Annotated in this window: 22 protein-coding genes; 2 read left to right on the top strand and 20 right to left on the bottom strand. The window is 45.4% G+C overall.

Features of this window, described 5'->3' with window-relative positions; genetic code table 11:
* Positions 1–116: 116 nt before the first annotated feature.
* A complete protein-coding gene (locus AAV35_RS05585; RefSeq protein WP_008588826.1) occupies positions 117–740 on the bottom strand; it encodes an NfeD family protein in 624 nt (207 codons plus the stop codon).
* Positions 741–939: 199 nt separating this feature from the next.
* Here AAV35_RS05585 and ispG point away from each other — a divergent pair, with 199 nt between their 5' ends.
* Positions 940–2,043 (top strand): flavodoxin-dependent (E)-4-hydroxy-3-methylbut-2-enyl-diphosphate synthase, encoded by a 1,104-nt coding sequence (ispG, locus tag AAV35_RS05580; protein ID WP_008588823.1) that lies wholly within the window; start codon positions 940–942, stop codon positions 2,041–2,043.
* Between the two features lie 121 nt (positions 2,044–2,164).
* On the opposite strand, the gene AAV35_RS05575 is transcribed toward ispG, so the two are convergent.
* Complete coding sequence (locus AAV35_RS05575; protein WP_008588822.1) at positions 2,165–3,058, bottom strand: deoxyribonuclease IV; 894 nt, start codon at positions 3,056–3,058, stop codon at positions 2,165–2,167.
* Positions 3,059–3,076: 18 nt separating this feature from the next.
* Positions 3,077–4,399: a DEAD/DEAH box helicase gene (locus AAV35_RS05570; RefSeq protein WP_008588820.1), complete on the bottom strand. Its 1,323-nt coding sequence runs from the start codon at positions 4,397–4,399 to the stop codon at positions 3,077–3,079.
* Between the two features lie 136 nt (positions 4,400–4,535).
* Here AAV35_RS05570 and AAV35_RS05565 point away from each other — a divergent pair, with 136 nt between their 5' ends.
* The gene (locus AAV35_RS05565; protein WP_008588819.1) at positions 4,536–5,507 is read left to right on the top strand and encodes a 4-hydroxy-3-methylbut-2-enyl diphosphate reductase; all 972 of its coding nucleotides are present in this window, start codon (positions 4,536–4,538) and stop codon (positions 5,505–5,507) included.
* Between the two features lie 131 nt (positions 5,508–5,638).
* Here AAV35_RS05565 and AAV35_RS05560 read toward each other — a convergent pair whose 3' ends face one another.
* From AAV35_RS05560 to AAV35_RS05480, 17 genes are all read right to left on the bottom strand, one after another.
* Positions 5,639–6,742, bottom strand: coding sequence for a Nif3-like dinuclear metal center hexameric protein (locus AAV35_RS05560; RefSeq protein WP_008588817.1), 1,104 nt, complete (start codon positions 6,740–6,742; stop codon positions 5,639–5,641).
* Positions 6,729–7,439, bottom strand: coding sequence for a tRNA (adenine(22)-N(1))-methyltransferase (locus AAV35_RS05555; RefSeq protein WP_008588814.1), 711 nt, complete (start codon positions 7,437–7,439; stop codon positions 6,729–6,731). Before AAV35_RS05555 ends, AAV35_RS05560 begins: the two co-directional genes overlap by 14 nt.
* Positions 7,440–7,498: 59 nt before the next feature.
* A complete protein-coding gene (cccA, locus tag AAV35_RS05550; RefSeq protein ID WP_008588812.1) occupies positions 7,499–7,855 on the bottom strand; it encodes a cytochrome c550 in 357 nt (118 codons plus the stop codon).
* Positions 7,856–7,993: 138 nt separating this feature from the next.
* Positions 7,994–8,524 carry a hypothetical protein gene (locus tag AAV35_RS05545; RefSeq protein WP_008588810.1) on the bottom strand — a complete coding sequence of 177 codons (531 nt, stop codon included), beginning with the start codon at positions 8,522–8,524 and terminating at the stop codon, positions 7,994–7,996.
* A gap of 73 nt (positions 8,525–8,597) precedes the next feature.
* On the bottom strand, positions 8,598–9,725 hold the full coding sequence (gene rpoD / locus AAV35_RS05540) for an RNA polymerase sigma factor RpoD (RefSeq protein WP_008588808.1): 1,128 nt from the start codon (positions 9,723–9,725) through the stop codon (positions 8,598–8,600).
* Positions 9,726–9,755: 30 nt separating this feature from the next.
* Entirely contained in the window at positions 9,756–11,570 is a 1,815-nt protein-coding gene (gene dnaG / locus AAV35_RS05535; RefSeq protein WP_008588806.1) for a DNA primase, read from the bottom strand.
* Positions 11,571–11,597: 27 nt separating this feature from the next.
* On the bottom strand, positions 11,598–12,053 hold the full coding sequence (locus tag AAV35_RS05530) for a YaiI/YqxD family protein (protein WP_008588804.1): 456 nt from the start codon (positions 12,051–12,053) through the stop codon (positions 11,598–11,600).
* Positions 12,054–12,222: 169 nt separating this feature from the next.
* A complete protein-coding gene (locus tag AAV35_RS05525) occupies positions 12,223–13,035 on the bottom strand; it encodes a pyruvate, water dikinase regulatory protein (RefSeq protein WP_008588801.1) in 813 nt (270 codons plus the stop codon).
* Between the two features lie 21 nt (positions 13,036–13,056).
* Positions 13,057–13,686 (bottom strand): transcriptional regulator CcpN, encoded by a 630-nt coding sequence (gene ccpN, locus AAV35_RS05520; RefSeq protein ID WP_008588798.1) that lies wholly within the window; start codon positions 13,684–13,686, stop codon positions 13,057–13,059.
* Positions 13,687–13,771: 85 nt separating this feature from the next.
* Positions 13,772–15,853 carry a glycine--tRNA ligase subunit beta gene (glyS, locus tag AAV35_RS05515; RefSeq protein ID WP_008588796.1) on the bottom strand — a complete coding sequence of 694 codons (2,082 nt, stop codon included), beginning with the start codon at positions 15,851–15,853 and terminating at the stop codon, positions 13,772–13,774.
* The gene (glyQ, locus tag AAV35_RS05510) at positions 15,846–16,730 is read right to left on the bottom strand and encodes a glycine--tRNA ligase subunit alpha (protein WP_008588794.1); all 885 of its coding nucleotides are present in this window, start codon (positions 16,728–16,730) and stop codon (positions 15,846–15,848) included. The genes glyS and glyQ overlap by 8 nt, the downstream gene beginning before the upstream one ends.
* Before the next feature lie 295 nt (positions 16,731–17,025).
* On the bottom strand, positions 17,026–17,769 hold the full coding sequence (gene recO / locus AAV35_RS05505) for a DNA repair protein RecO (protein ID WP_040609198.1): 744 nt from the start codon (positions 17,767–17,769) through the stop codon (positions 17,026–17,028).
* A 107-nt stretch (positions 17,770–17,876) separates the two neighbouring features.
* Positions 17,877–18,779: a GTPase Era gene (gene era, locus AAV35_RS05500; protein WP_008588791.1), complete on the bottom strand. Its 903-nt coding sequence runs from the start codon at positions 18,777–18,779 to the stop codon at positions 17,877–17,879.
* A gap of 16 nt (positions 18,780–18,795) precedes the next feature.
* A complete protein-coding gene (locus AAV35_RS05495) occupies positions 18,796–19,164 on the bottom strand; it encodes a diacylglycerol kinase family protein (RefSeq protein ID WP_008588790.1) in 369 nt (122 codons plus the stop codon).
* Positions 19,139–19,606: an rRNA maturation RNase YbeY gene (gene ybeY / locus AAV35_RS05490; RefSeq protein ID WP_040609211.1), complete on the bottom strand. Its 468-nt coding sequence runs from the start codon at positions 19,604–19,606 to the stop codon at positions 19,139–19,141. Before ybeY ends, AAV35_RS05495 begins: the two co-directional genes overlap by 26 nt.
* Positions 19,607–19,623: 17 nt before the next feature.
* Entirely contained in the window at positions 19,624–20,583 is a 960-nt protein-coding gene (locus tag AAV35_RS05485; protein ID WP_008588786.1) for a PhoH family protein, read from the bottom strand.
* Positions 20,584–20,821: 238 nt separating this feature from the next.
* Complete coding sequence (locus AAV35_RS05480) at positions 20,822–21,247, bottom strand: hypothetical protein (protein WP_040609197.1); 426 nt, start codon at positions 21,245–21,247, stop codon at positions 20,822–20,824.
* Between the last annotated feature and the right edge of the window lie 33 nt (positions 21,248–21,280).

Raw genomic sequence — 21,280 nt, 5'->3', positions numbered from 1 at the left:
GGTTATCAATCATTCTCTCTGTTACCGTCCTCATTATTAATGATTGAAAGAGCTATTGTAAAGGTTATTTTCGAATCTTAACATTATCTTTACAAACAAAGACAGAAACCATTTGTTCAGGTTTCTGTCTTCGTAACGAGAATCCTTGTACCATCGGCATCCTCGACGGTCAACTGTTCTCCTTTTTCCAGCCACTTACCATTCGTAGTGGCACTATATTCTTTCCCCTTTACTTCTATCGTTCCGGTAGGGCGCATATCGGTTACGGCTGTCGCATTTTCACCGATAAGAGCTCTATATGTCTCATTCATACTGTTATACCCGAGCTCCGAGGATAACTGATCATTCAAAGCAACCTTGCTCCACATCTGACGTTTAGGGAATACTTTAAGGAATACCAATGAAGATAATCCACCAAGAACTACCCCGCTCGCACTGTATAATCCCGCTCCCCAGCTCGGTGCACTGAGACTTACGGATAGTACCATGATTACCGCCCCGATCGTACCGAGTGTACCGTCGTTCACAAATTTTCCGTCCACGATGAGAAGTGCCAGCCCCAGCAGATACATCGCCCCCATCAGGAAGAACATATCAGGCTCGAGATACGAAGAGAAATACACAGTAATAAACCCGATACCGAGCAGCGCAAAAACGCCTTTCATACGGACGAGCAGTTCCCCCAGAAGGAACATTGTACTGAAGAAGGTTATAAAGAAAGCAATCCAGTCATATGTCAACAAAGTACTCACCTCACCTTTACCATATGTACGAAAAATATACGTATTTCGTTTCAATAACTTCTCTTGCTTTGTAGATAGTTTTAAACATGATATGATGTTATTATTCAGTATAAAGGAAAAAGGGAAACTTCTCATTTAAAATATTGGCCTTTATAATGAGACAAGAGACCTTTTAATGTAAAAGGAGCGATTCATAATGGCAATAACTCACAGAAAAGACACCAGACCTGTAAAAGTAGGAAATCTCACTATCGGAGGTTCCGACCAGGTCGTTGTACAGTCCATGACTACCACAAAAACTCATGATGTAGAAGCGACTGTGGCAGAAATTCTTCGTCTGGAAGAAGCAGGCTGTCAGATTGTACGCGTAGCCTGTCCCGACGACCGGGCAGCAGACGCTATTCCCGAGATTAAAAAGAGAATCAATATACCGCTTGTCGTAGATATTCACTTTGACTACCGTAAAGCACTGAAAGCTATTGAAGGCGGAGCGGACAAAATCCGTATCAACCCCGGAAACATCGGTAAACGTGAAAAAGTCGAAGAAGTTGTAAAAGCAGCAAAAGCGAATGGTGTACCGATCCGTATTGGGGTGAACGCCGGTTCACTCGAAAGACATATTCTCGAAAAATATGGATATCCGACCGCTCAAGGTATGGTAGAAAGTGCCCTTCACCATATTCAGATTCTGGAAGAGCTGGATTTCCATGATATTATCGTCTCTCTTAAAGCTTCCGACGTTAAATTGGCGATTGAAGCTTATGAAAAAGCTGCTGAACAGATCTCATACCCTCTTCACTTAGGTATAACCGAATCAGGTACTCTGTTCGCAGGAACGGTAAAAAGTGCTGCCGGTCTCGGCGCTATATTGAGCAAAGGCATCGGAAGTACCGTGCGTATCAGCCTGAGTGCCGATCCTGTGGAAGAAGTGAAAGTAGCGAGAGAGCTTCTTAAAACCTATGGCTTGGCATCCAACGCAGCCACACTCATCTCCTGTCCTACATGCGGGAGAATCGAAATCGACCTGATCAGCATTGCCAACGAAGTGGAAGAGTATATCCAGACGATTAAAGCTCCCATCAAAGTTGCAGTACTTGGCTGTGCGGTGAACGGTCCGGGCGAAGCCCGTGAGGCCGACATAGGAATTGCAGGTGCCCGCGGCGAAGGTCTGTTATTCAGACACGGTGAAATCATACGTAAAGTTCCTGAAGACATTATGGTAGAGGAACTGAAAAAAGAAGTGGATAAACTTGCCGAAGAACATTACGAAAAACAAAGAGAAGAAGGAATCATTAACTGATCCTCTTTCCTTGGCATCAGCCCTGACGAAGAAATATTCGTCAGGGCTTTTTCTATGATAAAAGATATAAAAACTGCCGCTTCCCTCCAATGTTTCATAGAGGTCGGCAGCAGTCGCGAACTTACTGATTCATAATTTTTTCTTTCAGATCCCGGTCGAAAATCCCGGCCTCCAGCATTTCAATTTCGTGCTGATAAGGGGGTTTTTTATTTTTCTTATCTTCTCCTACGTAAGGGGTCTCCAGTATTTTGGGAAGATCTTTGAGTTTAGGGTGGTGAACGACGTGATGGAGAGCTTCAAAGCCGATATAACCGAAACCTATATTTTCGTGCCGGTCTTTGGCGGCCCCTCTCTCATTCTTACTGTCGTTTACGTGAATAACCTTCAGCCGGTCGAGTCCCACAATACGGTCGAACGTTTCCAGCACACCATCGAAATCATTTACAATGTCGTAGCCTGCATCGTGAATGTGACACGTATCAAGGCATACGGAAAGGTGTTCATCATGCTCCACCCCTTCCATTATCGAAGCCAGCTCTTCGAAGTTCCTGCCTATTTCAGAACCTTTTCCGGCCATCGTCTCCAGTGCTATCTGTACGTGCTGGTCTTTATATAACACCTCATTCAGCCCTTCGATAATTTTGGCGATGCCGAGATCCGCCCCCTGAGCTACGTGAGAGCCCGGATGAAGAACAATCTGTTTTGCTCCGAGAGCTTCTGTTCTTGAAATTTCATTTCTGAGAAAATCCACGCCCAGCTCGAACGTTTCCGGCTTCACAGTATTACCGACGTTGATGATATAAGGAGCGTGCACTACAAATTCTTCGATTCCATGCTCCTCCATATGCTTCTGCCCGTTCTCGATGTTGAGTTCTTCGATCGGTCTCCTCTTCGTGTTTTGAGGGGCACCTGTATAGATCATGAACGTATTGGCGCCATAGGAGACAGCTTCTTCACTGGCCCCCTGAAGCATTTTTTTACCTTTCATCGAAACGTGTGAACCAATTTTAGTCATACTTCAGCAGTCCTCCTGTCATTTCTTCCCTTTTCGGTAACTTTCTCTTTTCATCTGTTTATAGTTTTTATCAGCTTTGTATTTCATTTTCTTCTTATAGCCCGGTTTCACTTTTTTCGGTTTACGTACGAGCTGTTTCGCTTTCTTTTCCATTTCGTTTTCCTGTTTTTCTCTGTTTTCTCTGCGCCGGTAGTCCTTCGCTTCTCTCCATTCACCTTTTTTCACTTCGTAGAAGTTGAATGTGAGCCCCTTCCCTTTCAGCTTTTCAATGAGGGGAAGATCCGAATCTTTGTACAGATTAATGGCGGTGCCTTCTAAACCTGCTCTCGCTGTCCGTCCTACCCGGTGAAGATAGAATTCCGTTTCTTTAGGCATCTGAGCGTTGATTACGTGGCTGACCCCCTGGATATCTATACCTCTTGAAGCAAGGTCGGTAGCTACGATGTACTGGAACCGCAGTTCCTTGAGATCTTTAAGTACGCGTTTTCTTTCTCTTGGACTGAGACCTCCGTGGATGAGACCTGGCTTTATTCCCCGTGAAGTCAATTCAGCAGCGAGTTTATCGGCTTCGTCTTTCCCATTTGTGAAAATAATAGCCAGATACGGCTGTATCGCTTTCGAAATTTCGATAATTACATCAGCCGGTTCCTTATGCTTCAGCTCTACCAGCCTGTGTTCCATGGATTCCGGGGCCAGCTGCTTCATATCAGTTTCTATATATACGGGGGACTGGAGATATTTTTTAAGAAAAGGCTGCAATCTTTCCGGGATGGTGGCGGAAAACACTCCTACCTGCAGGTCCTCTTTCATCCGGATCAGAATCTGATCCACGTCCTCGATGAACCCGAGATCCACCATCAGATCAGCTTCATCCAGAATGAATGTTTTTGCATCAGATAAATCAAGGGCGCCCTCTTTAGTCATATCAAGAATTCTCCCGGGAGTGCCCACTACTATTTGCGGAGGAGTCTTCTTCAACTGTTCCATCATTCTGTACTTGTCGCTTCCCCCTACGACAAGTTTCGCTTTTACTTCTTCGCCGAATCCGGAAGCCTGCAGAGACTTTTTGACTTCTTCATGAATCTGCATGGCCAGCTCCCGCGTCGGGGCGGTGACGACCGCCTGCACTTTCCTGTCCGGTACCAGGCGGTTAAAAATCGGAAGGAGGTAGGCATGGGTCTTACCCGAACCGGTGTGCGACCGTGCAATCACACTTTCCCCCCTTAAAAATGGCGGCAATACTTTATGCTGAATTTCAGTAGGTTCTTTGAATTTCAAGGCGGTCACGATATTAGAAACAGTGGGTGTAATGTCGTACTGGTCGAACGAATGTGTACTCATAATCAAACTCCTTTAGAATTTATCCTTTCCCTATTATAATAGAGGCTGGTTCATATTGCACACTAATAATTTTTACATCAGTAACGTTTACCTTTATAATGAGATTAGAGTTTGAAGACGGAGGAGGACAAAACACATGGAAGTTATTAAAATTGCCCCTCGTGGCTACTGCTATGGTGTCGTGGATGCGATGGTCATCGCGCAGAACGCAGCGAAAGACCCGAACCTTCCGCGGCCGATATATATTTTAGGGATGATCGTCCATAACTCCCACGTTACGGACGCCTTCGAAAGCGAAGGGATTATAACTCTCGACGGTGAAAATCGTCTGGAAATACTGGAATCCATCAATGATGGAACAGTCGTATTTACGGCCCACGGAGTTTCGCCCGAAGTTAAAGAACGGGCTAAAGAAAAAGGGCTGATGACTCTGGATGCTACATGTCCTGACGTTACGAATACGCACAACCTTATCAGGGATAAAGTGGCAGAAGGATACGAAATCGTTTATGTAGGTAAAAGAGGGCACCCGGAACCCGAAGGTGCGCTTGGAGTCGCTCCCGGAAAAGTTCATCTGATTCAGACGGAAGACGAAGTGGAGGATCTGGAAGTCAACAGTGATAAACTGCTTATCACTAACCAGACTACGATGAGCCAGTGGGACGTTTATGATGTTATGGAAAGGGTGAAGGAGAAATATCCTCACACCGAAAAACATCAGGAAATCTGCATGGCCACTCAGGTCCGTCAGGAAGCCGTTTCTGAGCAGGCAGGGGAAGCCGATCTCACCCTAGTCGTGGGAGATCCTAAGAGTAACAACTCCAACAGACTTGCCCAGGTATCTATTGAAAAAGCCGGTACACAGGCCTATCGCATTAAAGACGTAACAGACATCGACCTCGACTGGCTTGATGGAGTGGAAACCGTAGCTGTAACCGCCGGTGCATCCACCCCTACTCCGATCACCAAAGAGGTAATCCGTTTTATTGAAAACTTCGACGAGGAAGACGAAGACACTTGGATCCGCGAATCCAAAGTAGAACAGAAAAAAATACTACCTCCGGTTAAACGGAAACAGAACAAACCGAAAGCATCAAAGCAAAACTGAAAAGCGTTATCACCGTATAGTACTTTTAAATACAGAATGCCGCAACAGGCATTCTGTATTTTTTGTATGTTAAATAAAAATTCAAAAAAGACCGGCGAAGGTAAAACTGCCGGTCTTACTGCATTTCTCTTCTAAATGAATCGAAAAGGTTCAGTTTGTGTCTCCGATATGATCACTTCTACATCGAATGCTTCTTCGACTCTTCTTTTAATCTCCGGACATACCAGTTTTTCCACGTGGTGGCCCGGATCAATGATAGCCAGTCCTTCCGCCCAGGCATCCTGGGCTTTATGGAAGGTCACGTCACCTGTGATCAGCACGTCAGCGCCTTTTGAGATTGCGGCTTTGAAAAAATCTTCGCCGCTCCCTCCGACGACTGCCACTTTCTTCACCGGTTTATTCAAATCTCCGGTAACCCGTACTGAGGGTACCTGATAAGCTTTTTTCACTTTTTCCGTAAAACTTTCAAGATTTGTCGGCGAGGCTAGTGTTCCTATTCGGCCAAGGCCTCTGTTCTCCCCATTGATTTTCACTTCGTAGACATCATAAGCAGGTTCTTCATACGGATGAGCTTTCGCAATTGCCTGAATAACACTATTCAAATCGTTTTCTTTCACTATAGTTTCTATTTTTAACTCATCGACTCTTTCCATTTCTCCCGGTGCACCTATATAAGGGTCCGCTCCTTCCAAAGGCTTAAATGTCCCCTCACCCTCAATCTGAAAAGTGCAGTGACTGTATTCACCAAGGTGTCCGCCTCCGGCTTCAGCCATAGCGTTTCTGATATCTTCTGCATGGTCATGAGGAACATGTATAGCTACCTTGTACACCTTTTCCTGAAATAAAGATACAAACGGTTTCGTTCTCTGTAATCCTATGCTGTCACTCAACACGTCATTTACACCGCCTTCAGCGATATCAAGGTTGGTGTGCGATGCATAGACGGTGATGTCGTGAGCGAGCAGTTTCTGGAGTATTCGACCTTTAGCCTTCTCTGTATCAATCGTATCCGGTTTTTGAAAAAGGAGGGGATGATGAGCAATAATTAAGTCCGCACCTTCACTGATTGCCTCATCAACTACAGGTTCAAGTACATCCAAAGTAACCATAACTTTAGACACCTGTTTATTTTTGCCGCCTACCTGAAGACCGACATTATCCCAGTCAAATGCCCACGTCTCCGGTGCCCAGTCGTCCATTACCCGCATAATTTCTTTTGCCTTAATCGTTTTCATGATAGAGGACCTCCTTCAGTATATCGATTTCTTTTATAATTTCTTTCTTTTTCGATTCCTGTTCATCTACAGCCAGTTCCAACTTATGAAGAATTTCCATATTTTTCTTCAATTGCCGTTCCCATTTTTTTCTGAACGCTTCCGTTTTTTCTTTCATTAAAATAGGACCGAGCCATAACTCCGTTTCTTTACAGTCCTTTGTATACAACGAAGACGGTGCACCGCGGTCTGCAATCAATATTTCATATATATGATTATTTTCTTCGATGATTTTTTCATCGACCAGGGCAAACCCGTTTTCCTCAAGCCATCTGCGCACTATTTCGGAATGGATATTAGGTTGGAGCAGTAAGCGCCTTACATCTCGGAGTCTGTCCTTCCCTCTTTCAAGAATGGAGGCGATCAGCGGCCCGCCCATACCTGCAATGACCACCTCGGAAACGTTACGGCCCTCCAGAACGTCCAGCCCGTCCCCTTTCCGCGCTTCTACTCTGTTATGGACCTCGTATTCTTCTATTACTTTTTTTGCACTGTTCAACGGTCCCTCGTTCACCTCACCGGCCAAAGCCTTCGCTTCCGGATGATTCAAACAGTAATATACAGGCAAATAAGCATGATCGGACCCTATGTCTGCAAAATATGTCTCCTCCGGAAGATACTCCGCGATGAGAGACAGGCGTTCGGATAACCTCACCATTTACTCCTCCTTCAATAAGAAAAGCTTCCTGGCATCCAGAAAGCTTTTCACTTACGTATTTATTGTTCCGCCAGCCATTCAGCTACTGCTTTAGCTTCTTCTCCGGTGTAAAGCCCCGCCGGCATCTGGCCTTTACCGTTCTCTATAGTACTGACGATTTCCTCAACGGAGAGACGGTCGCCCACGCCCTGGAGGTTCGGACCTACCCCGCCGCTTAAATCACTGCCGTGACAGCTTGCGCAGGAATTCTGGAACATTTCTTCAGGATTGGCGCTGGCCGTCTGTTCTTCTCCACCGCCTTCGTCTTCGTTTTCAATCGCCTGTTGCTCGTTCATCCCTACGCTGCCGACAATTATCATCGTCAGGATACCCAATACGGCGATAAGTGCAAAAGGGACTAATCGTTTCTTTATCATACAAAACTTCCTCCTTATGTATTCATTATACTGTAGGTATTTTAAACCGAGCTATATATATTCTACTCGATATCCTCCATTTAGAAAAGATGATAAATTAAAAATTAAATTTTTAAAGAGGTTTATAAGTACTAAAAATTATCTGATCAGCATGCTGATCAACGTGCCTGCCAACAGAGCGATGCCTGAAACCTTGACATAGAACAGGCTCCTCCGCATACCGATCGTCATCCATCCGACTGCATTCAAAAGAGCAATCCCCTCGGCGTATATCACGGGGAAATAATAAGCAGCGGAAGAAGTGGTAAGCAGGAAAACGATAATAAGTGTAATGACCAACGGAAGCTCAACCGGCGCATTTTCTTTTTTTATCAAGCTCTGCATTAAAAAAGAGGAAGCTGCAAAACCGGTCAAAAGTAAAGATTGCAAAATGATACCGTTTTCAGTAAAATATATAACTGTAAATGACAATGGAATCAACAGGAAATTAACAGAGTAATATGTAGCAAGCCACGGGCTTGTACGTGAGACTTTTTTCTCTTTATCAGCTCCGCTCTCACCTTCTGTGTATAAAGCTAACAGAAAATCACAGTATTTATCAGGTAACAGCTTATTCTCTTTCCAGTATCTGATTTCATCTACGATAACGTCCTTACGGTTTTTTGACAAAGTTCGTCTACCTCCAGGGTATTAATGGATGCCCGGAGACATTAAGCTCCCCGGACACCATGCTTTATTCCCTTTACTCCATAAAATCCTTCAGACGTTTACTGCGGCTCGGATGTCTAAGCTTGCGCAGAGCTTTGGCTTCGATTTGCCTTATTCTCTCGCGAGTAACCCCGAAAACTTTCCCTACTTCTTCAAGTGTCCGGGTCCTGCCGTCATCAAGGCCGAAACGTAGACGAAGAACATTCTCTTCCCGGTCCGTAAGCGTATCCAGTACATCTTCAAGCTGTTCTTTCAAGAGTTCGTATGCTGCGTGATCGGAAGGAGATGTAGCCTCCTGGTCTTCAATGAAATCCCCCAGATGGGAATCATCTTCCTCGCCTATAGGCGTTTCAAGGGAAACGGGTTCCTGAGCTATTTTCAGTATTTCTCTGACTTTATCAGGAGTAAGCTCCATTTCTTCCGCAATCTCCTCGGGTGTCGGCTCTCTGCCGAAATCCTGAAGCAGTTGCCTCTGGACACGAATAAGTTTGTTGATAGTCTCTACCATGTGGACAGGGATACGTATCGTCCGGGCCTGGTCGGCGATAGCTCTCGTAATCGCCTGGCGGATCCACCAGGTTGCATACGTACTGAACTTGAACCCTTTACGATAGTCGAACTTCTCTACCGCTTTGATCAGACCCATGTTCCCTTCCTGAATCAGATCCAGGAACAGCATACCACGGCCTACATAACGCTTGGCGATACTTACGACGAGACGAAGGTTCGCCTCCGCCAGCTCTCTCTTAGCGAACTCGTCTCCTTCTTCGATACGGTGGGCTAGACTGATTTCGTCATTCGCAGACAGCAGATTCACACGTCCTATTTCTTTGAGATACATACGCACGGGATCGTTTATTTTCACTCCTGGCGGTACACTCAAATCGTTCAGGTCGAACTCTTCTTCTTTGTTCAACTGCTGCATATTAGGGTCTTTCTCGGAGTCCCCTATCACTTCTACACCCTGCTCATTCAGCTTCTCATAGAATTCATCCATCTGATCGGAATCCAATTCAAAATGGGATAATTTCTCTGCCACTTCTTCATAAGCAAGAACTCCACGTTTCTTTCCAAGCTCCATTACCTGTTCTTTAGCCTGGTCCAGCGTCAGTTCATTTTCGTTAGCATTAGCGTTAGCTGACTTTTGGTTATTTTCAGCCATGAGCTCCCCTCCTTCAAACTTGTAAACAGCCTACTTTCTGCTCTTCCAGCCTCTGTTTTCCTGCAACAGTTGCATGGCTATCTCAGCAGCGCGTATCGGGTCCTGTTTTTCCACTTCTTTCATTTCTTTGTGCAAATGATTCGTATTTTCTTTTTTCCATTTCTCCCTTTTCACCTGATACAGATAATCCTCTATCTCTTTTTCAGGGACTTCAGGTGTAAGAGGTATGGAAGCGATATCCGTAACGAGATTCCTGAGACGGTCTTCGCTGAAACTTTCCAGAAATTCACTGATATTCATTGATTCATTTTCTTCATAATACGCATATAGCTGCATTGCTATAATCTGGTGGTCTTCAATATTAAAAGAGGCAGAAATCTCCTGTTTCACCACTTCAGCAATATAAGTGTCTTTCATCATATAAGCCAGCAGTCTCCGCTCCGCGTTGTGAAAAGCACGACGGGGTTTATTACCGGAAGGAGCACGTGATTCTTTATCATTTGCTTTCCGCCAGCTTTGATGACGGTGTGTCTCCGTATTTGCTTCAGGTTTCCATTTTTCCATTTCCTCTTTGAGACTCTCCATGGATAAAGAGAACTCCTTACTGAGTTCCTGTAAGTAGTATTCCCTCTCTACCCCTCTTTCTAACTTGGCGACTTCCCGCAGGACAGTCTCGAGGTATTCGAAACGGTCGCCTTCAACCTGAAGATTGAACTGGTTTTTATAGTATCTCATGAGATACCCTACAAACGGCTCACTCGTATCGATTACTTCCCGTTTGAACCTGTCTCCGCCTTCTGTCTTTATAAATTCATCAGGGTCTTTCTGATTGGGCACTCTGGCTATAAATACGTGAATGCCGGCATTCTGGAGTTCTTTGGCTGTCTTCACAGAAGCTTCGATTCCAGGTTTGTCCCCGTCATAACATATGATAACCTTTTCCGAATACCGCTTCATAAGCTCTGCCTGCCCCGGGGTGAGCGACGTTCCCATGGTAGCGATGGAGGGGCCGATATCCGCCTGATAAGCAGCGATCACATCGGCATATCCTTCAAAAAGAACGATCCGGTTCTGTTTCCGGATATAGCCACGCGCCAGATCAAAATTATACAACAGTTTCCCTTTATGAAACACGGAAGTTTCGGGACTGTTTAAATACTTGGGCTGGCCTTCCCCAAGGGTCCGGCCGGCAAAAGCTACCGTTTTTCCCAGATGATTCCGCAGCGGGAAAATGATTCTTCCGCGAAAACGGTCGAGGTACCCTCCACTGCCTGTCTCCGAAAGCAGACCGGCTTTCACCATTTCCTGAGGGTGATAACCTTTCTTCTCCAGAAAAGTGGCTACTACATCCGGCTTGTCAGGGGCGTACCCCAGATTGAAAGTATCAATGGTCTCCCTTGAATAACCTCTTTCCGTCAGGTATTGAAGTGCTTCCTTACCTTCCGTAGTGTTCACCAGAAAATGATGATAAAGTTTAGCCAGCCACTGATGGGCTTCCAATATCCGCTGGACTCCGTCAACTTCCCTTTCGGTCACCGTCTGATTCTTTTCGGGAAGGGCGATATTATTCCTGGCAGCCAGATGTTCGACAGCCTGGATAAACGTCCAGTTCTCTTTTTCCATCAGGAAGGAAAATACGTTTCCTCCCTTTCCACAACCGAAACAGTGAAAAATCTGTTTTTCCGGAGATACAGAGAAAGAAGGCGTACTCTCTCCGTGAAACGGACATAGTCCGAAATAGTTCCTCCCCTGTTTCTTCAGTTGTACATGTTCCCCGATTACATCTGTAATATCCGTGGTTTTCCGAACTTCTTCTACAGTTTCTTCCGGAATTCGTCCGGCCATTTCTATCACCAGCACTCTATAATTTGATTACATGCCACGCTCATGCAGGATATCAGACAATCTTTCCTTGAACAGCATGCGGTCATGCCTGGTCAGAGCGGCAGGCCCCTTCCCATAGTTTCCGCGTCTTTTTTCCTTCATTCTTATATATTTGGAATGCATAATCGATTCCACCTCAAAGCTTTTAATCAGTTTACCTCTGGGGGTCAGAACGTAAACCCCTCTCTCAAGAAGCAGTGATGCCAGGGATAAATCCTGTGTCACCACTACATCACCAGGGTTTACATGATTAAGAATAAACAGATCCACCGCATCCTGCCCTTTCTCTACGAAAGTCCATTCCTCTCCGAGATCCGGGGAATAATGGTCGTAGCTCGCTACGAATCGGACGGGTATAGTCTGCAAGTACGCAATTGATCGAATCTCTTCTTTTACAGGGCAGCTGTCAGCGTCTACCCATATAGTCAGTGTAAATTTCGTCATAATTTTAGTTTCTACAGAGCACTCTGAAATCCTTCTTTCTGATGAATGTTTTATTATTCTGAAAGCTCCATATTGGGCTACGACATTCTATTATAAAACAACTTTCTGGCCGGATGCCACTATTTGGCTTTCACGCTTGAAAAAGTCGCGCTGTCACAGCGCGACTTTTCTATTTTTCTCCATTGGTACGTAAAGTGTGAATAATTTTATTAGCCGTCTCTTCCACAGCCTTGTGGGAGACATCTATTACTTCACAGCCGATATCTTCGACAATTCCTTCAAAATAGGAAATTTCCTGTTTGATCCTTTCAAGATTGGCATAACTCGCCTCATCGCCCAGACCTAACGCTTTTAAGCGTTCTTTTCTTATATCATTCAATTTTTCGGGCGTTATCTTCAGGCCTATACATCTTCTTGGATCAACTTCGAAAAGTTCCTTCGGTGGTTTGACTTCCGGAACGATTGGAACGTTGGCAACTTTAAGCCGTTTATGCGCCAAATATTGGGAAAGAGGGGTTTTGGAAGTCCTGGAGACCCCGATAAGTACAATGTCGGCTTTCTTTATCCCTCGCGGATCCCTGCCGTCATCGTAGCGGACTGCAAATTCGATCGCTTCCACCCGCTTGAAATAATCTTCGTCAAGTTTGTGGACGAGTCCTGCTTCAAGCCTAGGTTCTCTACCGAAGTGTCTCTCCATAGAGTCTATCATAGGCCCCATTATGTCTACACATTCCAACTCTTCTTCTTCGGCCCGCTTAAGCAGATACTTCCTGAGTTCCGGCGATACGAGGGTGAACCCGATCAATGCTTCATGTTCCTTTGCCTGAATGAGCGTTTCATCGATGATCGATTCATCTTCGATATATGGTATTCTCTGTACGTCAAAGGGTCCATCATTAAACTGGCTCAAAGCCGCTTTCACTACAAGTTCCGCCGTTTCCCCGACGGAGTCTGACATAATATATACAAATGGTTTGACCATGCTGTCCCCTCCCAAAATGATTTACAGGTGCTCGTCTCTCCCGAGTTCGACCAGCGCTTTCGCTACATTCGTCTTCGTCAAACGGCCTACCACTTCAAGGCCGTCTTCCTTTTCCTCCACGACCGGCACTCCATCTATCTGTCTTTCAATTAATGTCTGTGCGGTATCGAGCAGTAAATCTTCTGCTGAACAGTAGGCAATATTCGGCATTCGGGTCATTATGATGTGTACGGGTACCGAAGTGAGATCCTGATTCCCTATGCTTGCCCGCAGTAAATCTTTCCTCGAGAGGATGCCTGTCAGTTTAGCATTTTCATTCGTGACGAAAATAGTACCTACATCCTCCAGAAACATATTAACAATAGCGTCATAAACCGATACATTTTCATCTACAACAATCGGGATCGATTGAAAATCTCCCACTTTAAATTTTTTCAGTTTCTCCGTAAGCAGTTCCGATCCGGTTTTACCCGTAAAGAAATAGCCTACTCTCGGCCGGGCATCAAGGTAGCCGGCCATTGTCAGTATCGCAAGATCGGGCCGCAACGTGGCTCTCGTGAGACTTAGCTGATCAGCTATATTTTCCCCGGTAATAGGGCCCTGTTCTTTTACGATTTCAATAATTCTTTCTTGTCGGTTGGACAGATCCATGATTTCACCACCCTCGTCCTAACTATGCCATACTATTATTTAATATTATATACATTTTTAAAAAGAAAGGAAAAGAAGGGAGGCGTCAATTCTGCTGCTTCCACTGGATAGCATTAAAGTCTGCAAAAACGTAAAGAGTGTCCGCCACGTTCTTTAAAAGTGCCAGACGGTTCATTCTTACACTTTCATCTTCCGCCATGACCATAATATTGTCGAAGAATGAATGAATCGGCTCCGCCAGTTCGCTCAGAGTGCGGAGAGAAGCATTTATTTCTTTCTCCTCCAGTTGTTTAAAGAATGCTTCTTTCACTTCTTCATGTTTTTCATATAACCTTAGTTCTTCTTCTTTTTCGAATAAAGATTTATCCACTTCGGCACCTTCTGCCTTGTCGGCCATATTCAATGTTCTTCCAAACGCTTCCTGAACAGCGCGGAACCCGTCTTCATGCCTTTTTGCGGAAAGCAGATGGGCTTTTTCTTTCGTGAGGGAATAATTACCGCTACCTTCCGCAAGCACCGCTTCCACGACATCGCTTTCTACATCTTCTTTTTTCAACAGGTAGGCGGTTCTTGCATTGAAAAACTCATGGACATTGGCTCGAAGTTCCGTTTGTGCTGCTGTTCCGACCGCCTTCTCCCCGTAGTAGGACACCGCTCTGTCCAGAAGTTCCGTTATATTGATATCAAACCCGTGATCTTCGATGATTTTAAGAACTCCGAGGGCCTGTCTTCTGAGACCATAAGGGTCCTGGGAACCGCTCGGAAGGTTACCGACAGCTATCGCCCCGACGATTGTATCCAGTTTATCAGCCAGACTTAATACGGCCCCTGTAATTGTTTCAGGTACGGCGCCTCCCGCCTGTTTCGGAAGATACTGTTCACGGATAGCTACAGCAACTTCTTCAGTTTCCCCGAAAATGCGTGCATATTTTTCACCCATGATTCCCTGTAAATCAGTGAACTCGTCGACCATTTGCGTAACGAGGTCGAATTTGGATATACGGGCTGCCCTTTGCACATTTGCCCTGTCACTATCTGAGATAGCCAGTTTGTCGCTTATGATAAGAGCTATATCTTCATTTCTGCCCACTTTTTCAGCGAGCGTTCCCAACTCTTCCTGATAAACGATTTTCTCAAGCTTTTCAAGCCTTTGTTCAATCGATACCTTCAGGTCTTCTTCGTAAAAGAACTCGGCGTCCGACAGTCTTGCCCGTAACACCTTCTCATTCCCCTTCGCTACATTATCGATATGCTCTCCATCACCGTTTCTCACACCTACAAAGTAAGGAAGAAGAGCGTCGTCCCGGTGCACAGGGAAGTAACGCTGATGCTCTTTCATAGAAGTGATCAGTACTTCATCCGGTACCTTAAGAAAGGACTGGTCAAAACTCCCGCTGAACACCGTCGGATACTCTACGAGGTCCGTGACTTCCCATAAAAGATCTTCATCTTCGTGGATGTCCCAGTTCTTCTCCTGCTGCAGCTGCTCCAGCTGACGCTGAATGTCCTCTTTACGTTCGTTACGATCCACTGCCACGAATTGTTCGTAAAGAGCGCTTACGTACCGGGAAGGATGTTCTATTGTAACGGTTTTTCCTAAAAACCGGTGACCGCGCGTAGTTTTTCCTGCGGAAACCCCTTCGATTTCCAAAGGAATGATTGTTGATTCGAACAAAGCGACGAGCCAGCGGATCGGTCTTATGAATTTAAGGGAATGATTTCCCCAGCGCATATTTTTCGGAAAAGCGAGGGACAGGATCACGTTCTTATAGTCCTGCAGAATAGTTTCCGTCTCTTCGCCTTTAATATATTTATCTATGTGCGCATAAGACGTACCGTTAACCTCTTCAAAGTAGATATCCTCCGGGGTTTTTCCCTGACCTTTGGAAAAACCGATAGCTGCCTTCGACCACTCTCCATTTTCATTTACCGCAATTTTCTCGGCAGGACCCTTCGCCTTTTCCTCGGTATCCGGCTGCTTTTCAGGCAGCCCTTCTATATATACAGCCAGTCTTCTCGGAGTGGAATATACAGTTATCCCGGTGAATGGAAGTCTGTTCGCCTCCAGCCACTCTTTTGTTTTTTCTCTCAGTTGATTTTCGGCACTGCTGATGAATCGGGCAGGCAGCTCCTCAAGACCTATTTCGAATAGTGCCTCATTACTCATGGGTCGATTCCTCCTTTAACATTGGAAAACCTAGTTCTTCCCGCTTCTCTACATACGCCTTCGCTATCTTTCTCGCCAGGTTACGCACTCTTCCGATATAACCGGTCCGCTCAGTGACGGATATAACACCTTTTGCATCCAGAAGGTTGAACGTATGGGAACATTTCAAAACGTAGTCATAGGCAGGGAAAACGAGATTTCTTTCCATAAGCTTCTCCGCTTCTTTTTCATACGTTGTAAACAGTTCAAACAGCATTTCTTCATCCGATTCCTCGAAAGTATAGACGGAATGTTCATACTCGGGCTGAGAAAAAATATCGCCTACGGTCACCCCGTTCGTCCATTCCAGCTCGAATACATTTTCCTTATCCTGTATATAGGAAGCCAGCCGTTCAATACCGTACGTGATTTCCGCAGAAACCGGTTTCGCTTCCAGGCCGCCTATCTGCTGGAAATAAGTGAACTGAGTGATTTCCATGCCGTCAAGCCACACTTCCCAGCCAAGGCCGGCAGCGCCGAGTGTAGGGTTTTCCCAGTTATCCTCCACAAAACGGATATCGTGCTGCTTCGGGTCGATACCGAGAGCTTCCAGGGACTCCAGATATATTTCCTGTATGTTGTCCGGAGACGGTTTCATTATGACCTGGAACTGATGGTGCTGATAAAGTCTGTTCGGGTTCTCTCCATATCTTCCGTCAGCCGGACGACGTGAAGGTTCCACATAAGCTACATTCCACGGTTCCGGTCCCAGACTCCTTAACAGCGTCATAGGAGACATCGTCCCGGCCCCTTTCTCCGTATCGTAGGCCTGCATTAAAATGCACCCATGGTCTGACCAGTGTTTCTGTAAAGTCAATATCATCGTTTGGATATCCATTCCTCTACCTCCTGTATATTAAAGAAATTCTTTTTACTCACCATCCTGCACGAAAAATCCCGCCCCTATGCCGTTAAGACATAGGGGCGGGATTTCCGCGGTTCCACCCTATTTGCCGATACGTCCTGACGTATCAGCCACTTTCCGATCATTGCTCCGGACTGCCTTCTTCGGAGGGAAATGGGCTGCCTTGCACCTGTTACAGCCTCGCTGGACATCTCCGCTTCCGAGTACTACTTCCCTTCTTCACAATGTATATGATATATGAAAGCATACATAATCTGAGCTCCACTTGTCAATAAAACTTATCCATTTGCTTCAAAAACTTCCGGGACTTCAGAAAGTACCCTCCGTATTGTTCGTAGTATCTGTCCAAAAGCTGACGAAGCTTTTCTTTATTTTCTTTCTTCATCGATATGTTTCCGAGTCTCTTCAGGTCCATCTCTGCGAGCAGAGGCAGCAGACTGCTGAACCTCTCCGACAACTCATAACGATCAGGATCCACGTGTTTACACCTGTTGCAGAGATATCCTCCCTCCGCGACAGAAAAAGAAAAAGGACCTTCCGAATTTCCACAATTAATGCACCTGGAGAGGACCGGAGCAAATCCCGCTTTCCTGTAAATTTTCAATTCGAACATCATCGTGACAATTTCCGGGTCCCGGCCTTCATCGATGTAGGTAAGTGTTGTAAGAAGTTGTTCGAAAAGGAATGGGTCCGGCTCTTTTTCTTCCACCAGTTTATCAGCGAGTTCACAGGCAAAAGAAGCGTATCCCGCCTTTAATATATCTTCCCTCACTGAACGAAAAGAATCGACAGTTTCTCCCTGGGACATCGATCCCATGCCGCTCCCTATATATATAAGGTAGTTGCCGTAAATAAAGGGCTGGGTCACCGAACTCATTCTGCTGCTCGGTTTTTTCGCTCCCCGGGCCATTACAGTAATCTTGCCTTTTTCCCGTGTCCAAAGCGTGACAATTTTATGAGTTTCTCCGTAATCTCTTGTCCTGATAACCAGACCCTCGATTTTTTCCAACAAACTCTTTCACCTGTCCTCCCACTCATGATTCTTTCCCCGTCATTTCAAACCTGTCTCCCATGGAGCAAATATTTCACTCAAAATAAGCGGGGCGAGGAGTGTCTCTATTAATAGTCATCTTCTCTGTATCCGAAGTCATTCAGATCAATCGACCGGTTTCTCCAGTCTTTCTGAACTTTCACCCAAAGCTCAAGAAAAACTTTGCTTCCGAGGAGCGCTTCTATGTCTTTTCGGGCTCTTGTCCCCACTTCTTTCAGCATGCTCCCCTGCTTTCCGATGATTATACCCTTCTGTGACTTTCTTTCTACAACTATAATTGCCTGAATGTGAAGAGAACCATTCTCCTCTTCATCTATTTCCTCTATCTTTACCGCGATGGAGTGGGGAATTTCTTCTCTTGTCAGGTGCAGAACTTTCTCTCTTATGAATTCACTTATAACAAATCGCTCGGGATGATCTGTAATCTGATCTTCCGGATAGTATTGCGGCCCTTCTTCAAGATGGCCTTTGATAACTGTGAGAAGATGGTCGACATTGTTTCCTTCCAGAGCAGAGATGGGAACGATTTCTGTGAACTCCATCAGTTCTCTGTACTGCTCAATAAGCGTAATCAGCTTATCAGGATGCACGCGGTCGATCTTGTTGATGATCAGATAGACGGGGCGATCCACGTTCTTCAGACGGTCCACAATGAACTGATCGCCACGCCCATAACCTTCCTCGGCGTTTATCATAAATAAAATAATATCCACTTCGTTCAACGTCTGCTCAGCAGTATTGACCATATAGTTCCCGAGCTTATGTTTCGGTTTATGGATGCCCGGGGTATCAATGAAAACTATTTGGCTGTCTTCATCGGTATATACACCCTGTATTCTGTTTCTTGTCGTCTGCGCCTTATCACTCATAATGGCAATTTTTTCACCGATCACACGGTTCATGAATGTGGATTTCCCCACATTGGGCCTGCCCACGATGGCTGTGAAGCCGGACTTAAACGTATCTGACATATGTCATCCTCCATACTTACAAATTTGGCACGAAAATTACCAGAGCAATCATTACTGCAAAACATGCAGCAATAAGAACTGCTCCGGCTGAAGCATCTTTAATCACTTTCACTTCCTGATGATAGGACGGATGAATGAAATCCATCACCCGTTCTATTACAGAGTTGACGACCTCCAGGGACAGGACGAGTCCCATCGTCAAAAACAATACTGCCCATTCAATGGGTGAAATGGAAAGGAAGATTCCTGTTAAAAGTACGGCTACAGAGGCAAAACAGTGGATTTTCAGATTCCTCTCTGTCTTTACCACGGCAAGGATACCCGACAGGGCGAAGCGGAAACCTATCCGCTTATTTCGTTTACTTCCTTTCAAGTCCGAATTCATTCAATATGTCCTCTTGACGTTTGAACATTTTCTTTTCGTCCTCTTCCTTTTCATGATCATACCCGAGCAGATGCAGGAGGCTGTGAAGGGCAAGAAAAGAAAACTCCCTCTCTAAAGAATGGTCGTAATCGTCCGCCTGCTCATTTGCTTTATCAACGGAGATAACGATATCCCCGAGCATTCGTGGCATATCTTCATCGATGGCCTCAAGCTCATCTTCCCCTTCTTCAAGCATAGGGAAGGAGAGAACATCTGTCGGCTGATCTATCTGCCGGTAATTTCTGTTCAGTTCCTGTATCTGCGAATTGTTGACAAAGGTAATGGAAAGTTCATTATCCCCTGCTACTCCTTCTTTCTCGGCAGCAAAAGATAATACCCGTTCAATCAGATCCACAAATGCTTCATCGATGGAATTCGTCTCATCATGAAAATCGATTTTCAACATCTTAACAGCCCCCTCTATTCTTTATCTTCATACGCTTCAATAATCCGCTGCACCAGCGGATGTCTAACAACGTCCGTTTCATCAAGATGGATAAAAGAGCTCCCTTTCACCTTCGACAGCTTCTGCTTCGCTTCGATAAGACCGGAATTCATACCTTTCGGAAGGTCCACCTGGGTTATGTCCCCAGTAATAATCATTTTCGATCCGAAACCGAGCCTTGTCAAAAACATCTTCATCTGCTCCGGTGTAGTGTTCTGTGCTTCGTCCAGAAGAGCGAAAGCGTCGTCAAGCGTCCGTCCTCTCATATAAGCAAGCGGTGCAATTTCAATCGTTCCCCTTTCAATCAGTCTTGCCGTGTGCTCAACACCGAACAAGTCATGTAAGGAGTCGTAAAGGGGACGAAGGTACGGATCGACCTTCTCTTTCAGATCTCCGGGCAGGAAACCGAGACTTTCTCCGGCTTCGACAGCAGGCCGGGTGAGTACAATTCTCTTGACGTCTCCATTCTTCAGCGCGTTGACAGCCATAACTACAGCAAGATATGTCTTTCCCGTCCCGGCAGGGCCTATACCGAAAGTCAAATCATTCCTTTTAATGGCACTGATATAATCTCTTTGCCCCAGTGTTTTCACACGAATCGGTTTTCCTTTGGCGTTTCTCGTTATCTCATCTTCGTACAATGCTTCGAACTGATTAATTTTACCTTTTTTAGCAAGCTCAATGGCGTATACAATGTCTCTCTCCGTAACACTGAGGCCTTTGCGTATGAGCGCCAGCAGGGAGCCGATAACATCTTCTACGATGGCTACGTGTTCCGGAACACCGGAAACGTTCACTTTTTCTCCCCTGGAAACAATAGTTACGCTTAACTGTTCTTCCATCTGTTTAAGGTTTCTGTCTTCCGTCCCGAACAGCGTGAGCGCTTCTTCGGGACTGTCCAGATGCACATCTATCGTTTGTAAGTCTTCCTGCATATTCAATCTCCTTGATTAATATATTTCGTTGCATAAGATTTTTGATTTAATTTATATTTTAGAATTAATTTTACTTTACCACTGTCTGTATAGCGGTGCAAAACTTTTCCACCAGTCCCTGTGCTCTTCGTAATAAGGAGGCGGATATGTATGTTTATAGTTTTCACATACCTTTTCACACCTCCTTCTAAACCACGAGCAAAACCCGGCCTGCATTCGGCAGACCGGGTCTCGTGCTTCACCATCTTCTTAAAGGCCGATGGGGACGTTTTGCTCTTGGCGGACCCAGGATTTCACTCATTATGATACCGTCCTGAATTCGTCTTTTCGTCCAATTTTCCCTGAGGAACGGATGGACTTCCTTAGTCTCGTCTTCTTTTTTATCTACAACGAGATCTCCGTGCTGCAAAATTCCGTCATGTTTTTTCTCCGATGCTTTTTCAACGTGTACATTCTCTTCTTCAAAATCCTGATCCGCGTGTTCCTTCATTTCTTCATACTTCTCGTTGAGAGAAGGGGCGGGACTGTTCTGCCGTTCCGGTACGGAGGAAGGGCTGTTATCTTCCCGGTTTTCCTGAGAACGCTGGAAGAGAGAGAAAATCCCGTAAAGTACAGCTCCCACTATGAAAATGTTTGAAAAGATCACTGATATTAAATCTCCCACTGATCATCACCTCTTTCTTCAAAAGCTTGAAAA

This window comes from Salimicrobium jeotgali, assembly GCF_001685435.2.
GTDB lineage: Bacteria > Bacillota > Bacilli > Bacillales > Halobacillaceae > Salimicrobium > Salimicrobium album.
Note: the sequence above shows the minus strand (reverse complement) of the source record. Positions and strands in the feature narration are given on the sequence as shown.

Bases quoted from the DNA above. Each gene is read 5' to 3' on its own strand.
- ispG (WP_008588823.1), top strand. From the start codon at position 940: ATGGCAATAACTCACAGAAAAGACACCAGACCTGTAAAAGTAGGAAAT.
- AAV35_RS05575 (WP_008588822.1), bottom strand. From the start codon at position 3,058: ATGACTAAAATTGGTTCACACGTTTCGATGAAAGGTAAAAAAATGCTT.
- AAV35_RS05570 (WP_008588820.1), bottom strand. From the start codon at position 4,399: ATGAGTACACATTCGTTCGACCAGTACGACATTACACCCACTGTTTCT.
- AAV35_RS05565 (WP_008588819.1), top strand. From the start codon at position 4,536: ATGGAAGTTATTAAAATTGCCCCTCGTGGCTACTGCTATGGTGTCGTG.
- AAV35_RS05560 (WP_008588817.1), bottom strand. From the start codon at position 6,742: ATGAAAACGATTAAGGCAAAAGAAATTATGCGGGTAATGGACGACTGG.
- AAV35_RS05555 (WP_008588814.1), bottom strand. From the start codon at position 7,439: ATGGTGAGGTTATCCGAACGCCTGTCTCTCATCGCGGAGTATCTTCCG.
- cccA (WP_008588812.1), bottom strand. From the start codon at position 7,855: ATGATAAAGAAACGATTAGTCCCTTTTGCACTTATCGCCGTATTGGGT.
- rpoD (WP_008588808.1), bottom strand. From the start codon at position 9,725: ATGGCTGAAAATAACCAAAAGTCAGCTAACGCTAATGCTAACGAAAAT.
- dnaG (WP_008588806.1), bottom strand. From the start codon at position 11,570: ATGGCCGGACGAATTCCGGAAGAAACTGTAGAAGAAGTTCGGAAAACC.
- AAV35_RS05530 (WP_008588804.1), bottom strand. From the start codon at position 12,053: ATGACGAAATTTACACTGACTATATGGGTAGACGCTGACAGCTGCCCT.
- AAV35_RS05525 (WP_008588801.1), bottom strand. From the start codon at position 13,035: ATGGTCAAACCATTTGTATATATTATGTCAGACTCCGTCGGGGAAACG.
- ccpN (WP_008588798.1), bottom strand. From the start codon at position 13,686: ATGGATCTGTCCAACCGACAAGAAAGAATTATTGAAATCGTAAAAGAA.
- glyS (WP_008588796.1), bottom strand. From the start codon at position 15,853: ATGAGTAATGAGGCACTATTCGAAATAGGTCTTGAGGAGCTGCCTGCC.
- glyQ (WP_008588794.1), bottom strand. From the start codon at position 16,730: ATGGATATCCAAACGATGATATTGACTTTACAGAAACACTGGTCAGAC.
- era (WP_008588791.1), bottom strand. From the start codon at position 18,779: ATGTCAGATACGTTTAAGTCCGGCTTCACAGCCATCGTGGGCAGGCCC.
- AAV35_RS05495 (WP_008588790.1), bottom strand. From the start codon at position 19,164: ATGAATTCGGACTTGAAAGGAAGTAAACGAAATAAGCGGATAGGTTTC.
- AAV35_RS05485 (WP_008588786.1), bottom strand. From the start codon at position 20,583: ATGCAGGAAGACTTACAAACGATAGATGTGCATCTGGACAGTCCCGAA.